The sequence below is a fragment of the Paenibacillus kobensis NBRC 15729 genome (assembly GCF_004000825.1).
Lineage (GTDB): Bacteria > Bacillota > Bacilli > Paenibacillales > Paenibacillaceae > Paenibacillus_T > Paenibacillus_T kobensis.
This window is the reverse complement of record NZ_BILZ01000033.1, coordinates 48,660-63,736: the sequence shown is the minus strand read 5'-3', so window position 1 is coordinate 63,736 and position 15,077 is coordinate 48,660. Positions and strand designations below refer to the sequence as shown.

Annotated in this window: 13 protein-coding genes and 1 other annotated feature; of the genes, 4 read left to right on the top strand and 9 right to left on the bottom strand. The window is 54.6% G+C overall.

Annotated elements, in window-relative coordinates; genetic code table 11:
• Positions 1-140: 140 nt before the first annotated feature.
• From PKO01S_RS18470 to PKO01S_RS18450, 5 genes are all read right to left on the bottom strand, one after another.
• Positions 141-1,223, bottom strand: coding sequence for a Gfo/Idh/MocA family protein (locus tag PKO01S_RS18470; protein WP_127532914.1), 1,083 nt, complete (start codon positions 1,221-1,223; stop codon positions 141-143).
• Positions 1,224-1,413: 190 nt separating this feature from the next.
• Positions 1,414-2,553 carry a stalk domain-containing protein gene (locus PKO01S_RS18465; RefSeq protein WP_127532913.1) on the bottom strand — a complete coding sequence of 380 codons (1,140 nt, stop codon included), beginning with the start codon at positions 2,551-2,553 and terminating at the stop codon, positions 1,414-1,416.
• Between the two features lie 105 nt (positions 2,554-2,658).
• Entirely contained in the window at positions 2,659-3,675 is a 1,017-nt protein-coding gene (locus tag PKO01S_RS18460) for an SDR family oxidoreductase (protein ID WP_127532912.1), read from the bottom strand.
• A gap of 160 nt (positions 3,676-3,835) precedes the next feature.
• Positions 3,836-4,621 (bottom strand): lipase family protein, encoded by a 786-nt coding sequence (locus PKO01S_RS18455; protein ID WP_246070632.1) that lies wholly within the window; start codon positions 4,619-4,621, stop codon positions 3,836-3,838.
• Between the two features lie 437 nt (positions 4,622-5,058).
• Positions 5,059-6,246, bottom strand: a complete 1,188-nt coding sequence (locus tag PKO01S_RS18450; protein ID WP_127532910.1) for a YhgE/Pip domain-containing protein — start codon at positions 6,244-6,246, stop codon at positions 5,059-5,061.
• 179 nt (positions 6,247-6,425) lie between these two features.
• Here PKO01S_RS18450 and PKO01S_RS18445 point away from each other — a divergent pair, with 179 nt between their 5' ends.
• Positions 6,426-7,058: a TetR/AcrR family transcriptional regulator gene (locus PKO01S_RS18445; RefSeq protein WP_127532909.1), complete on the top strand. Its 633-nt coding sequence runs from the start codon at positions 6,426-6,428 to the stop codon at positions 7,056-7,058.
• A gap of 98 nt (positions 7,059-7,156) precedes the next feature.
• Here PKO01S_RS18445 and PKO01S_RS29415 read toward each other — a convergent pair whose 3' ends face one another.
• Positions 7,157-7,339: a hypothetical protein gene (locus PKO01S_RS29415; protein ID WP_127532908.1), complete on the bottom strand. Its 183-nt coding sequence runs from the start codon at positions 7,337-7,339 to the stop codon at positions 7,157-7,159.
• 33 nt (positions 7,340-7,372) lie between these two features.
• Positions 7,373-7,564: a hypothetical protein gene (locus tag PKO01S_RS29410; protein ID WP_246070630.1), complete on the bottom strand. Its 192-nt coding sequence runs from the start codon at positions 7,562-7,564 to the stop codon at positions 7,373-7,375.
• A 231-nt stretch (positions 7,565-7,795) separates the two neighbouring features.
• Between PKO01S_RS29410 and PKO01S_RS18430 the strand changes: the two genes are divergently transcribed.
• The 3 genes from PKO01S_RS18430 to PKO01S_RS18420 all read left to right on the top strand — a co-directional run bounded on the left by PKO01S_RS18430 (position 7,796) and on the right by PKO01S_RS18420 (position 12,570).
• Entirely contained in the window at positions 7,796-8,854 is a 1,059-nt protein-coding gene (locus PKO01S_RS18430) for an LLM class flavin-dependent oxidoreductase (RefSeq protein WP_246070629.1), read from the top strand.
• 370 nt (positions 8,855-9,224) lie between these two features.
• Positions 9,225-9,471 (bottom strand) — a binding site (T-box leader).
• Between the two features lie 169 nt (positions 9,472-9,640).
• Positions 9,641-10,891 (top strand): sugar efflux transporter, encoded by a 1,251-nt coding sequence (locus PKO01S_RS18425; protein ID WP_164779665.1) that lies wholly within the window; start codon positions 9,641-9,643, stop codon positions 10,889-10,891.
• A gap of 209 nt (positions 10,892-11,100) precedes the next feature.
• Positions 11,101-12,570 carry a methyl-accepting chemotaxis protein gene (locus PKO01S_RS18420; RefSeq protein WP_127532906.1) on the top strand — a complete coding sequence of 490 codons (1,470 nt, stop codon included), beginning with the start codon at positions 11,101-11,103 and terminating at the stop codon, positions 12,568-12,570.
• A gap of 144 nt (positions 12,571-12,714) precedes the next feature.
• On the opposite strand, the gene PKO01S_RS18415 is transcribed toward PKO01S_RS18420, so the two are convergent.
• Positions 12,715-13,017, bottom strand: coding sequence for a RyR domain-containing protein (locus PKO01S_RS18415; RefSeq protein ID WP_127532905.1), 303 nt, complete (start codon positions 13,015-13,017; stop codon positions 12,715-12,717).
• 23 nt (positions 13,018-13,040) lie between these two features.
• On the bottom strand, positions 13,041-14,918 hold the full coding sequence (locus tag PKO01S_RS18410) for an NAD-binding protein (protein WP_127532904.1): 1,878 nt from the start codon (positions 14,916-14,918) through the stop codon (positions 13,041-13,043).
• Positions 14,919-15,077: the final 159 nt, after the last annotated feature.

Sequence of the window (15,077 nt, the reverse complement as noted above, 5' to 3'; positions counted from 1 at the left end):
TCAGTGCATTCAGTGCATTCAGTGCATTCAGTGCATTCAGTGCATTCAGTGCATTCAGTGCATTCAGTGCATTCAGTGCATTCAGTGCATTCATAACTAGCAGCTCTCCGCATCCCCTCAGCATACCTGCGGCATCTGCTCTACTGAGCCCACACCTGCCGGACCGACTTCACCGTCTCCCCGGTCTTCACGGCCTGCTCCATAAGCATGCCGATATAATGATCCTGTGACGCATCAGCCACGCTATAGAACGAAGGGCCGCCCGCGGTGTATTCCGCCATCTTAACGAGGCAGGCTGCGATCGCGATCTCGTCGTCATACAGCCGCGCCGGCTGGAACGGATTGTCGTATACCCAAGTTTCACCGGCCATGAACCCTTTGAGGAAATAGCCTTCCGCATTCTCATACTCGCCCTTGTTCATCCGCTTCAGCTCGAGTTGAAGCTGCGTGCAGGAAGGGTCTTGAATGCTGATCCGGTTATCGAATATTTCTCCGCGTTCCCCTCGTATGCACAGGTGGTTGGAGCGCGTCCATGAACGGTGCTGGTCTTTCGTAAAATCATATATACCCAGCTTGCCGCCGAAATCGAGCCATGCCAAATCCCGCTCCGACTTCACCAGCCGGTCCTCGGTCGGCGGGCCGCCGCGGTTAGGTCCGGCAACCCAATCGGATTCGAAGCGCATCCCTCTGATGGCGACATCCTCGAACCGAATGCCGAGCAGCCTCCGAATGAGACTGACCGCATGATAATAATGCGAGATGGACACGGTCACTTGCGTTATTCGGCCCAGCCGCCCGGTCTGAATGAACGCTTCGCGCGCAGCATGTGCGGGCTGGAACGGATATTGCTCCGCAATCTGAATGCGCGCGCCTGACTGAGTCAGCTTCGCATGCATCTCGAGCAGCCCGTCCATATCCGGAGCCGGCGGCGTCTCCGCCAATACCGGAATGCCCCGCTCCGCCAACTGCGCCATATAATCAAAGTTAAGCGACGGACTTACCGACAGAACGACGAAATCAGGACGCTCATGACCGAGCAGCTCCTCCAGCGTCCGGTACGTCGCCACACGCCACTGCTCTTCGAGCGCCTTCCCCTTAGCCTCGTCACGAACGACCATTCCGCTAATGCGGAATTGCTCCGGAAGAGCCTGTGCGATTCGAAGAAAATATTGCGCGCGGAACCCTGCCCCGCCGACAATACTGAATGTTATAGGTGTAGCCAATGGTATGCCTCCCGTCTATGATGCCGCGAATTCAACGTTGTCCGTAACCATCGTACTACTTGATTCCAACGCTGTACATTTGAATAACTTGATATATGCAGCACACCCGCTGACTGCCGAACATAACAATAAGGGCCGCAGACGGGCCCTTATTGTTCGACTAATTCCATCACCGTCTATGGGGCTGCCCCTAGCGCTGTTCTAATTCACTGCGGATTTGCTGGACCAACTGTCTGTCGTAGGCGGAGGCCGAATCGAGCTTCAAATGGTTCGTTATAATAATAAGTCCGTTATCGTAAAATACTTGCTTCTGCAGCGACTCCGCAATAGCACGCAGCGGAACGAATACTCGGCCGTTGCGGCTCTCGACCGGCGTCGCCAACGTATGGGAGACACCGTTGACGGTATAACGTTTCTGGCCCGTGATGAACATCAGGCTTGCCGTCTCGGAGGAGACCGTCGCTTGATGCGCAGCCGAATCGTATCCGACGACAGCGCCGAGCGCCTGCGAGACGAATCGCAGCGGAACGAGCGTCGTGCCTTTCACCGCATAAGGAACGATCGTGGAATCGGCAGCGTCCGTTACCGTGTTCGTCCCGCGGACAAGCCCGTTCGATTGTCCAAGGAGGAGTGCAACCGCTTCTTGCCGCAATTCGTCCGCCGTTACAAGCTCCCCAGCCGAGGGCAGCGAACCGGTGCACGCTCCGCCATTATACAGCACCATGTAATCCGTGATGATATCGATAGCAGTCTGCCGAATATCCGTCTTCAACGTTGAATCTCCCAATGTCTGCTCTACGTAAGTCCAGCTGCATTCGATGTTCAACTGTGCCATCCCCAGGGCGTAGACGAGCGCAACCGTCATACTGTCCGGCAATGCCTTCCTCGCTTGCGTCAGCAATGTCATATCCGGTTCAAAATAATGGTCCAACACCTTCATATACCCGAGTACGAACAGCTCGTCGCCTCGCAGCCCGCCGGTCTGAAGCTCATCCTCAGACTTCCCGTAGGCGAGCTGTGCGTACGTATCGGTTTTATTTTGATCCGACCATACGTTGCTGCTTGCATACAGCGCATTCACCGCAGCTGCCCGCTCGTCCAGCGGATTGTCTGCCGAGGACAGGTAGGCCGCCAGTTCCTTCGTCAAGCCGCCGTCCGCTGCCTGCTCCACGCCCGGAATATCCTTATACGCCTCATAGAAGCCCGTGGAAGTGAGCGGTGAATCCGCATACGCCTTGCCTGTGCCGCCAACATAGACGAAACCTGCTGCAACCAGCAGAATGCCCGCCATCCATAAAGCAATCTGGCGCCTCACCGCACCGTTCTTCATCTTCTTTCTCCTTCTTCCTCCCCAAAATAAAACAGGGCCCCCGTCGCCGAGGCACCCTGTATCTATGCTGCAACTTACCTGATCTGTCGTTCAGAATACCCGAGCTTACCCGCGCACCGCGGCCTCCGCCGCTTGGATCGCGTTAATCACACGATCGCAGTACGCGTCGAACTCCGGATCCTCGTGCTGATGCTCCGGATGAGCGAGGATATTGCGAACCGTCGCCTTAATGCCTTGGTCAACCCGGATCGTCGCGACGAAGTCCGGCACGAGCCGCTTCAGCTTCGAATTGTCGAACACGACCGTATTCGATTTGTCGCCGAGCAGTCCGCCGCGGTAATCCTCCGTGCTCGTCGCAGCTAAGAAATCGGACGTCACGTGCACCGCGTTCAGCTTCACGCCGAGCGCATCCGCGATTACCTCGTAAATTTGGTTCCACGTCACGCTTTCGTCAGACGTAATATGCACCGTCTCGCCGATGGCATGAAGATTGCCCATCAAGCCGATGAAGCCTTTGGCGAAGTCGCGGTTATGCGTCAGCGTCCAGAGCGAAGTGCCGTCACCGTGAATAATGACCGGCTTGCCTTCGAGCATCCGCTTCGCCACTTGCCAGGAGCCGTTGCGCCCATGAACGCCTAGCGGAATAGAGCGCTCGTCGTATGTATGGCTCGGTCTTACGATCGTCACCGGGAAGCCATGGTCGCGGTACTGCTTCGTCAGATACTCTTCGCAAGCGATTTTGTTACGGGAATATTCCCAGTAAGGATTCGATAATGGCGTGCTTTCCGTAATCCGATAGTCCGACAATGGCGTCTGGTAAGCAGAAGCCGAGCTAATGAACATGAACTGCTTCGTCTTGCCGTTGAACAGCCGGAAGTCGCGTTCCAATTGGGACGGTACAAAAGCGATGAAATCGGCGACAACGTCGAACGACATGCCTTCGATCAGCTTGGCCACTTGAGCTTCGTCATTTATGTCAGCCGTAATGAGGTTAACGCCCTCCGGCAAAGATTCGTTGCGGTTGCCCCTATTAAGAAGGTACAGCTCGCAGCCTTGCTCCAGCAGCTGCTTCGTAATCGCGGAACTGATCGTTCCCGTTCCTCCAATAAATAGCGCTTTCATCTTACACCTCCGCAAGTATTGTAAAAACCTGGCCGGCCTCCTCCCTAGCGTATCATGTACACGCGTACAGGGCAAACCCTTTCAACAGGTGTTCCGCATGCTTGGGCACGCCTCGCCGAGGAGACCCGAGCCAGGACCAGACGCGATCTTCCCGTTCCGGTTATGAGCTTGCGCCCGCGCGGCATTTATCGATGTTCGCCTGCGTGTCTCCCATGACGTAGAGGTAGGTGCTGAGCGCATGATAACAAGACACCGAATGCTTAATCGGATACAAGCCGGAGTTAATCTCAATGCCCGGCTCGAGGTGGCGGTAGCCGAACAGCTCGATCGGAACCGTCGGCACAACGTCCGGCTTATTGAATACGCGCGTATTCGCGATATTCATCCGCTCGAACGCCTCGACGAATGCGCTGTCCCCTACGCGCGGAGAAGCGAAGGTGATTAGCTCGACGTCGAAATTTTTGCTCCCTGCCAAGAAGGCGTGGATGGTTGCGAGCGAGCTGCCGAGACTGTGCCCCGTCACGACGAGCTTCGTACCTGCCGGCAGATGGTCCAGCGTCTCGCTCAGCAGCTCCGACGGACGGCTCGGGTCGGCATATTCGACGGTCATGCTTCGGTACAGGTTCGTGAAGCCAGCCTCTGTCTTGCCGCTGTTCGGTACCTCGTGGAACGTTTCCAGCTTGAATTCGAAATCCATCAGCCAATCGAGCGAGCTTTCCGTCCCGCGAATGACGACGGCCTGAAGCGATGCATCGCTGAGCGACTGGGCAATGTAGCCGCCGAATTCTTTCTCTTTAATCGACTCCAATCGAGGCGTCATCGTTAAGTTCGCGACCCGCTCCCAGCCAACCGGAAAGTCGGCAGGCGTCCCCGGCGACCGGTGATCGATTTTGTACATCTCATACGCGACCCCTACAAATTTCCCCCAAGCAATCAGCGGTTCCATATTCACTTGCACGGAATCTCCCATTGTGACACCATTCCTTTTCTGTAGTTCAGATCAAGTGCTAAGCGAATAATTCTACAAGAAAAAGGAATTTTCCTCCATTAAACGAAAAAGACTTTGCCGCTTGCACAGCCCAGCTATTAGCGGCGGAATAGCGTGAAAGCAGGCGCCTAAGCAACCTTTAAGGTCGATAATTGTGACGTGTATATTCGGGACTTTGAAAATTTAAGTGTCCTTCAGAGCATCTTATTGTTGAAGGCACGCATGATGCAGAAGTTTAAGAGACCCTAGAAGACGCTTAATCGCTCCAGTAGCCTCTAAACTTCACGCTTAGGTGACAATAAGAGTCCTAGCAGGAGGCTTATTCACATTCGAATAGCGATAAAAAGCAAATAAGAGACCCCGAAGGTCTCTTATTCTGCAGTCCGATCTAATCCTTAGCCCTTCGCCGCCGTGCTGGAGGCTGAAGCTGCCTGAGGCGCCCTCACCTTCTTGAACGCCGATGCCAATTGCAGCAGCAAGAATCCGCCGGCGATGGACCATAGTACCGCCGCATTGCGGCTGACGGCATCGAGGCCGCCGTAATACATAACCTCGCGCGTACCGCTCGCCGCGAACCGGAGCGGCGTCCACGAATAGATCCAATCGTGCGTTGCCGAAGACAAGAACTCCGGCGCCATATTGAGCAGCGGCATCGAGAAGAACATGAGCAGGACGAGAATCGCCATCGCCGGGAAGCCGATCCAGTTCAGGAGCGCCGACTGCAGCAAGAAGAACGCCGCACCGGCCAACCACAGGAACAACCAAGTATCGACGGCCTGCGCCAGTTCCATGCCGTACCAGCCGCTTGCCATCCATACGAGGAAAGCCGATGCTGCGCCGACGATTACAATACCGGCAACCGGCTGAGGAACGACCGACGCCCATCTGCCTGCGCCTCCCTTCCTCGCAGATCCGCCCGCAAGGAACAACAACACTCCCGTCACCAGGCTGCCCAGCCACATAATTTGCGTCAACGAGCCCGGTGCATTGCCGCTCGCATTATTCGCGCCGACCGCGTGCACCGTCTCCTCCTGTACTTGGAACGGTGACAACAGCGACTTCGCAGCCGTTACCGGAATCGCGTCCGCTTGCTGTCCCATCTGTTCAAGCAGCGATGCCGATAACTCCGCTCCCGCCATCTTTATCACTTGGCCGAGCGCCTGCTTCACGACGGTCGCCGCTTGCGTGTTCATGCCTTCGTTTGCAATAATCTGCACCGTCGCCGGCTTCGGAGACGGCCCCGCAAGCGAAGCCACGCCTGCGCTCAGATCCGCCGGCAGGATGAGCGCACCATAATAGTCACGGTCGTTCAAGCCTTCGCGCGCTGCTTCCTCCGATCCGACCAGCTTCCAGCTGATCGGGAGCTGGCCGCTGGCCGTCAGCTTCTCCTTCATCATCGCTCCGACCGCGAGCGTGCCGCCCGAAGGCAGCTGCGCCGGCTGGTCCAGTACGACAAGCGCCACCGGCACATCCTTCGGCTTCGTTCCAAGAACCGAGCCCATCATAGCTGCGCCGAACACAACCAGCACGACGAGTACAATTAGCGTGCTGAGCCATACTATTTTTTGCTTAAAGAATATCATCTCTATCCCTCTCCCTCACTATCCATAATAAACACGATGTTGATTAATGATCACAACGTTAATTATAATGGGGAACAGATCAAGTACAATCGTCAGTCCTGGCTCCAGTGTTCATTACTGATCACCGGAGGTGCAGTCTGTTCATTATCGTGATCAATAAAATCATGGGAGCGAGCATCATGTCCGAAAAAATCGACCGCCGGCGGGCGCGCACGAAGCAGCTGCTCTACCAGGCGCTTATGAGTCTCCTCACGGAACAAGGAGTCGAGCATCTTACGGTGACCGACATTACGAACCGCGCGGATGTGAACCGGGGGACGTTTTATTTGCACTACAAGGACGTGCCCGACATGCTGGAGCAGATCAAAGACGAAGTGTTCGAGAGCATCCGCAGCGAAGTCATTCAACTCGACTTCAAGCAGGCGATGGCTTGTGCCGACCGCAATGAGCCGTACCCGATCAGCGTTGCCATTTTCGAGCAGTTTGCCCTTCATGCCGATTTCCTGAAAGCGATGTTCGGAACGAAAGGCGATTTGTCTTATGCGCACCGATTCAGGGCGCTGATGGCGGCGAACATTTATGAGAAAATGCGCTATAACCCGCCGAGCGACCTCGCGGTGCCGTTCGACTATCTGATTGCCTATATGACTTCCGCCAACTTCGGCATGCTGATGCATTGGATCGAATCCGGCATGAAACAGACGCCTGCCCAGATGGGTGCCTTCATGACGAAAATCATTAATTTCGGGCCGCTTGTCGCATTCGGGCTTCGAGAACTGCCGAGCGTCAGCAGCAGCAGTAAACCGCATTAAAGTCCTCTAACAACTTACAGCGGCTGCAAGTCGGTTATGCAGCCTATATAACGAAAAACCCCTTGTCTCGAAATCATCGAAACAAGAGGTCTTTGTGTTCAGCGGGACTGCCTGTTGCGCCCTGCGGCGGTCGATGTTGACGGTTTCTGTGCGGTGGAGAATTGAATTGACGTCCGGCTGATCCGGTTGCGCAGCACTTCACGGAACACGAATGCGGCGACGTTATTATAATTGCCGTACAGATCGGACAGGTTATCGTCGAAAAATTGGACGATCCGCATCTTGTATCGTACCGATTCGTTTCAACGGCACGATCAGATTCGCAAGCGCCTGCGCTTTCTGCTGCCCTTCACATGGAGAGCGACCAAGAATGCGCCGCTTGGCAGCTCGCGCAGCGGATCGACGCGAACGAGCGGGTCGTCGCCAACCGAAAACTTGATTAAGTTGAAATACGTAACCTCCGGCCGAGACAAACTAACCCGGACTTGATTCGGTGCCGCCGCCATTACGTTACCCCTCTCCCGAAAGCCAGACTCACGCACCATACAGCCGAATTCGCCTGCTCCCGCCATGACGAAAGCGTATCCCGCTGCTTGTGCATACTATTGTACGACTCCGCCTGACCGTTTGGTTACGTACATGCACCTATACCATGAGCCTTGCAATTTACTTAATTTAATTGAGAAACTCTAAAAAAATTAGTACACTGGTACTAATCCCAAAGGAGGCGAATCATAATGTTCAATCCGGCAACGGATATGGAGATAGGTATCAGCACTTTTCTAGAGACGGCGACCGACCCGTCGACCGGCAAGGCTATGAGCCATGCGGAGCGTATACGCAACGCGGTTGAGGAAATTCAAATCGCCGACCAGGTCGGCCTGGACGTCTATGCGATCGGAGAGCACCACCGTGCCGATTACGCCGCTTCGGCGCCTGCCGTCATTCTTGCGGCAGCAGCAGCCGTCACGAAGAACATCCGGTTGTCGAGCGCCGTAACGGTGTTGTCGTCGGACGACCCCGTGCGCGTGTACCAGCAGTTCTCTACGCTCGACGGCATCTCGAACGGACGGGCGGAAGTGATGGCAGGCCGCGGCTCATTCATCGAATCGTTCCCGCTGTTCGGCTACAGTCTGGAAGATTACGACGCGCTGTTCGACGAGAAACTGGAGCTGCTGCTCAAAATCCGCCAGTCCGAGAAAGTGTCATGGCAAGGCGGCCACCGTCCGGCCATCAACAACCTCGGCGTCTATCCGCGTCCGGTACAGGAGCCGCTGCCAGTCTGGATAGCGAGCGGAGGCAACCCGGAGTCTGCAGTTCGCGCCGGAATGCTCGGCCTGCCGATCGTGTTCGCTATTATCGGCGGCATGCCGGAGCGGTTCGCTCCGCTCGTCTCGCTCTATAAACAAGCAGCCGAACGGGCCGGCCATGATCCGAGCAAGCTGCAGATTGCGACGCATTCGCACGGCTTCGTCGGCGATACGACCGAAGGAGCGGCTGATCGCTTCTTCCCGGCGCACGAGATCCAAATGAACGCTATCGGACGCGAGCGCGGCTGGCCGCCTTATGACCGAGCAGCTTTCGACGCTGCCCGCAGTCTGCGCGGAGCGTTGTACGTCGGCGATCCCGAATACGTCGCGGAGAAAATCGTCCTGCTGCGCCGCAACCTCGGCTTGACGCGCTTCTTCCTGCACATCGACATCAGCATGCTGCCGCACCGCGAGGTGCTGCACGCCATCGAACTGCTCGGCACGAAGGTGGCGCCGCTCGTCCGCAAAGAGCTGGCGCGCGGGTAGCCTGCGCCTGCCGCCGGCAGTGGCAATCCAAGCCTTAGCTTTCAAGACAGAAGGCCATGAAGCACGCCAGCCCTCGAACAGGGCAAGGCGGTCTTCATGGCCTTTTTGCCATAACAGCATCATGATTGAAAGACGATCTCCGCAATTTCCCCATGTTCAACAAAACCGACGTTCCGGTACACCTTATTGGAATCTCCTCCGATTTGAAGCAGTGCGCACTCGGCACCCCGGTCAAGAGATGAATCAGATTGTACGGTACTTCATCTTGTCTGAATCTCGCTTCACTCAATATCTGATTGTCTTGGTTCCATGGATACAGCATACCACCCCTCCTAAGAATATTTGTGAAACGACAAATAGACTCCGCCCCTATAGGGACGGAGTTGCTCCGCGTTACCACCCTGATTGGCGCACCGTGCTGTACGCCCTCTCTGCCATCATCCAACAATGATGCTCCAGGGTAACGGTTGGATGCCGGGCCCGCCTACTGCTGATTGCTTCATTCGGGAGCCTGCTCGGAGGTGATGTTCGATTCTGGTCACCGACTGCTTCGCACCTAATCAGCAGTTCTCTGTGCGGCTTCCGCAGAATGTACTTGCCCTCGTCTTCGCATGTCTGATCTCATGAACTTCAATATTGTTTATTAATATAGCTAGATTGTTGAGGTCATGCAATACATTTACAATTTTCCAGCCGGGTTTGCCCATATTTTATCGACAGCCCCCTACCTCCGTGCTATAATTCTGGTCTTAAATGGGAATTAGATACCGTACTGGAGTGGTTCTTATGGCACAAATTTGGTTTGATTTAAAAACCCGGTCCGTCAAGCTGTTTCAAGTGGAAGGACTGCCCGCGCTCATCCTGATGAACATGATTCTTGGCATTTCTTACTCTTTCGTCCTGCCGTTCACATCGCTCTTCGGCATCGATGAGGTCGGCATGAGCAATACGGAATTCGGCGTATTTATGACGGTCTCAGCGATTGCGAACGTCGTGATCTCCACCTATATGGGCAAAATGTCCGACGGCCGCTTAAGCCGCCGAACGTCGCTTCTCATCTGCGCAGTCGCCGCGATCGCCGGCTATACCTTCTACGCGTTCTCCCGTGACTTCTACGTCCTCCTGATCGTATCGTCCCTGCTCCTGGGCGTCGCTTCATCGGCCTTCCCGCTGCTGTTCGCGCTCGCCCGGGAAACGTTGTCCCAATCCGACCTGCCGGCACAGGAAACTCCGTTCTACATGAATCTGTTCCGTACTTTTTTCGCCCTGTCATGGACGGTCGGTCCGGCCCTTGCTTCCTACATTCTGATCGGGTTGGGCTTCAAGGGACTGTACCTGCTCGTAGCAGCCAGCTATGCCATCGTCATTATGATGCTGTTCTTTCTGAAAAGCCCGCCTGCTGCGGCCAATCAGACGAAGACAGCTGCGACCGAGCCTCCCGTTGCATTGAACCAGATCATCATGCGTCCGTTCATTCTAGGCAACTTGATCGCCTTCACGCTCGTATCCGCAGCGGGAACGATCGGCTCGATGAACCTCTCTCTGTTTCTAACGAAGGTGCTGCATACCGGACAAGAGCAGGTCGGCGTCGCCTTCAGCATTCCGCCGATCTTTGAAATTCCGTTCATGCTGTTCTTTGGCATATTAGCAATGAGAATCGACAACAAAATTTTGATTCGGCTCGGAGTGCTGTTCGTTCTCCTTTACTGCTCGCTGCTATGGTTCGCGACAAGCGCATGGGAAGTTTATGCGATTCAAATATTGAGCGCGGCAGCCGTATCGATTACGAGCGGCATCGCGATTACGTACTTTCAAGATTTTATTCCGAACATGCCGGGCGTCGCGACTTCGCTCTATATGAACACGTCCCGGATCGGCTCGCTGATCGCGTACCTCGTATTCGGCTTCGCCTCCGAACAATACGGATACCGCGCCGTATTTCTCATCTGCGTGGCGTTCGCTGCCGTCTCGCTGCTGCTCTTGTTCATCGTAGGCAAGCACCAGAAGCAAGAAGCGGCCGCATCCGTTACGACTTAATGCCCGAAGCTATAGGCTCTGCACATCCCATACTGAAGCTCCGAAACCGCGCCATGCAAGTTGCTAAGCGCGATAACGGAGCTTTTTTTCATATTATGGTATACCCGAATTATTGATATATGATGGAGTTTTACAAAAATTATGTAGAATTCTGTCGCTTTGTGTTATTATAATTCCAACAAATTCAAATAAAACAGGGGGCTTTGGTTATGAATTACATCGAGACACTGCACAAGCGGAACAAATTGCTCGTTAATATTATTTGGGGCATGCTCGTGCTTGGCGTAGTTGTCGACCTTCTAACTGGAGCCGGCACCGATTCCATCATCGTGCTGGCTATCGTCGGCACGGTAACTTGTGGCTTAGCAACCGTACTCACGTACAAGCGTTGGCTGACGACCTACATCATGTACCTCATCTCGACTATCGTTACTGCGTTGACATTGCTGCTGCTCCTTACCGGGCCTATTATTTCGACTTATTTGCTTGTGTATGTCAATCTTGCCATTATGACGCTATACTCCAGCTCGCGTGCAATTGCGTATTCCACGCTGGCGGGCACCGTTCTGACAGCCTATCTGATGATTGATCCTGATCTTAAGCAGGACGTATTCACGAACAACAGTCCGATGACGATCTGGCTATTCCTCGCGATGGTCGCCGTGCCGCTGTACGTATCGGCCAAGTTCAGCGAACGGCTGCAGAGGGACGTTAGTCTCCAGCATGATCAAGTGGTCGAAGAGAAGAACAAGTCGATAGAGATGGTAACGCAAATCTCGACGTCGCTGACGTCGCTGAATGAATTCAGCTCGAAGCTGAAACAAAATATTACGTCGACGGGCGCGATCTCCAAAGAAGTCACGACGGCATTCAACGAAATTACATCCAGCATCGAGACGCAAACGTCCAGCATTACCGACATCAGCGACTCCATCGTTCAGATCGAGCAAGCGGTTACATCCTTGGCAGACCGTTCGACCGAGATGAGATCGCTCTCCGCAAGCTCCGCGCAGTTGACGCGAGTCGGCAGAGAAGAGGCCGGAACGCTCGAGACGGAGATGAAGCAAATCAACGACAACATCGACGAATCGGTCCGGCTGATGAACGAGCTGGGCGAGCAGAACAAGCTGATCGGCGATATCGTATCGACGATCAAGCACATTTCGACGCAGACGAATCTGCTTGCCTTGAATGCAGCGATCGAAGCGGCGCGCGCCGGCGAGCACGGGCGAGGCTTCGGCGTCGTCTCGCATGAGATCCGCAAGCTGGCGGAGACGTCGCAGCAATCGACCGAGCAGATCGAGCATATTCTCGAGAGCATCCGGACGAAGACCGAGCTGGCAGCGGAGCAGATCATGCAAGGACAGCAATCAGTCGTCAGCGGAAGCTCCGCCGCTCAGAAGGTCGTACAAGTAATGCGGTCGCTGGCCGAAGACTCGGGACGGCTGGACGGCCATTCCGAGCAGGTCGACCACTCGGCAGAACAGCTGCAACAGCAATATTCGCGCATCACGGATCAGATCGTTACGATCGCCGGCATTACCGAAGAGAACATGGCAGCCACGCAGGAGATGTCGGCCAGCATGTCGACGCAGGACAGCCGGATTCTCGACATTGTCGAAAGCTTCTTGCAGCTCGACAAGCTGACCAACGACTTGCAACGTATGACCGAGAAATAATCGAACAGCGGCTCCGGGGAACCCCGGAGCCGCTGTTTTTTGTTCCATATACACGATGGCCGACTAATTAGTTAACCGGTCTCTTCCAGAAATATCCCCGTCTTCCTTCGCCGTCTTACAGAAAGCCGATCTGCTTCCTGCCGCTCATCGCCCGGTCTCCTTCTCCGGAGCCGTAATCCGGTAGCCCAGCTGCAGAATGACCTTAAGGGTCTCCACCGCCGTCGTTCGGTCATAATCCTTCTCCTGTTCACTCAGTTCGCCGTAAGCGACTAAGCCAGGGTGCTGCTTAAGCTCGTTATTGCGCTGGTCCCCGTACGTCCAGCCTTCCATAAGGCGTCGCGCCGCCCACTGTTCATGCACATTCTCGGCTAACAGCTCGACAAGCTGCTGCAAGTCTTCTCCAAGCTGAATATCCTTCGTCTGAATCGGCCTCGGTGAATAGGTCACGTTACGCTCTCCTTCTCATACGTCTAGCTGCTCGATGATGCTGTGTCCTGCATGCGAACGATGCTGCAGCCCGCCTGCTTCAGAACCTTATGAATATTCCGGATGGTGTCCCGGTCGTATTCTTTGTAATTAATCTTGTCGCCTGCAAGCTGCGATTGCACCTCCGACACTTCATCCAAGCGGTCCCAATCAACCAGCGCGGGATGCTCCTTGCTGCTCTTATTCTTCTTCTGGTTCTTAGCTCCGGCCTTCCAGCTGTGAACGTAATGGAAGGCGTTCCAACGCAGGTGCTCCGAGATGGCCAACTGCTCCAGCAGGGCCTCAGGTACGGCTGCCGTATACTGCTCTTCAGTCAGCGCTGCTTCATCCGTATTCGCCGAGACCTCCAGACCGAGCGCGTACAGCTTCGTTGCAATATGGTCCGCCTGTCTCCGGTTGGAAGACTTCGTGAACATATCGAGATCTTCCCACTTATAATTGTTGTTCGTGAGCTTATTGTACGTTTCGTTCACGGCTCTGGCCATCACGTCCAGCGTCTCATTGATGACGACCGCTTCATCCGCGACCTCCTTGATTCGGCCGAAGCGGCGAAGACGCTCGTACTTGCCCGCCTGCTGATCGATGCGCAATGCCAGGTAAGCGTCGTCGCTCATCTTCACGTGGATCGGCGCATTCGGACAGTATGCCATGAGGCTCATGCCGATCGACAGATTATGGGTGTCGGATGAGGCGCATACGACAATGTAGTGGGGTGCCATCCGTTCGACAAATTGATGAAAATGAATGCCGTTCGCATTATAACGATGAAGCTGATAATCGACGGCTTGCGCTAGATTCGGGTACCTTTGTTTAAAATGGTCGCCCGAGTCATCGGTCTCCGTATCGATGATCGTCACCTTGAGCCTGCGCAAATGCGGGAAATGGGCAACCTGCGCAGCCTGCAGAAGAACGTGCTCGCCCGTCTCGCCGAATCCAATAATCATCAAGTGAGGGACGTCATCGGCATTCTCGGGTTGGAACATGCCGCGGCACTCATACAGGGGATACTTCTGAAAAAGCAGCTTTGCTGTATTGGCGTGGATATTGAAGGCACGAATGTCGAGATGCTTCTCTTGCTTGGCATCGGCGGTATCGGCGGCTTCGGCCGCATCAGCGCTCTGAGCAGTACGGGACTCCGCCCGCTGTCTCAGCCTGTGCTTGATCTCGGCGGTCAACTCATCGACGAAGTCGGCATAACGGCCGTTCGACAGATGGATATGTATACTCATAGCAGGCTCATCATCGTACATTTCGCATAGTTTCAAGAGACTCTCGATATTGGCTGTGTCATCAAGCGAGAACAAGACGAGATGCTTGCACTGGCCAATGCGCGCGATCTTCGCCACCCGGCGGTCGGTGCTCTCCCCAATCAGTACGATCGCCCCAATCTGCTGCACCTTGCTCAGATAAGGGTTATCCGTATCCGGCTCAATGACGACGACTCGCTTGTTCTTCACCAGCAGGTCGGAGACAAGCTCGTACGAGTACTTATTGAGGCCGCATACGACATAGTGGCTGCGGCTCCACGCTAGACTATACACACGAAGCGTCTGCTGAAGAGAAATAAAAATAGCGAATAGTACTGATAGCAGCAAGGTAATCGGAGCCGTCCATCTCGCTATATCGAGAAGCATCGGATAGTGATGGTCTTCCGGCGGCAAATCAAAATCGAAGGAAAACAGGCGGAATGCGGAGTACCAAGCCTGCTTCGCCGTGAAGCCTTCTACGTGAAGATAGCCGATAGCCCCAATTACAGCTGAGAATGTAATACAGATTGCGGTCGCTATCAGCCATATCATAAATAATCGCGACCGGGACAGATGATGCAGGTGACGCGGCTGCTGCTGTTCAAATATAGACATTCGAGTGCCAGTCTCCTTCCCGCCTAATTAATAATTAGGTATATTTTTCTATATATTTGATTCCCGAGTTCTATTGTACAGGAAGTAGAGTCGGGTTTGAACATGGGATTATCAATATTTAAATAAACTGAACATAACGTACGGCCCATACGGTTGAGG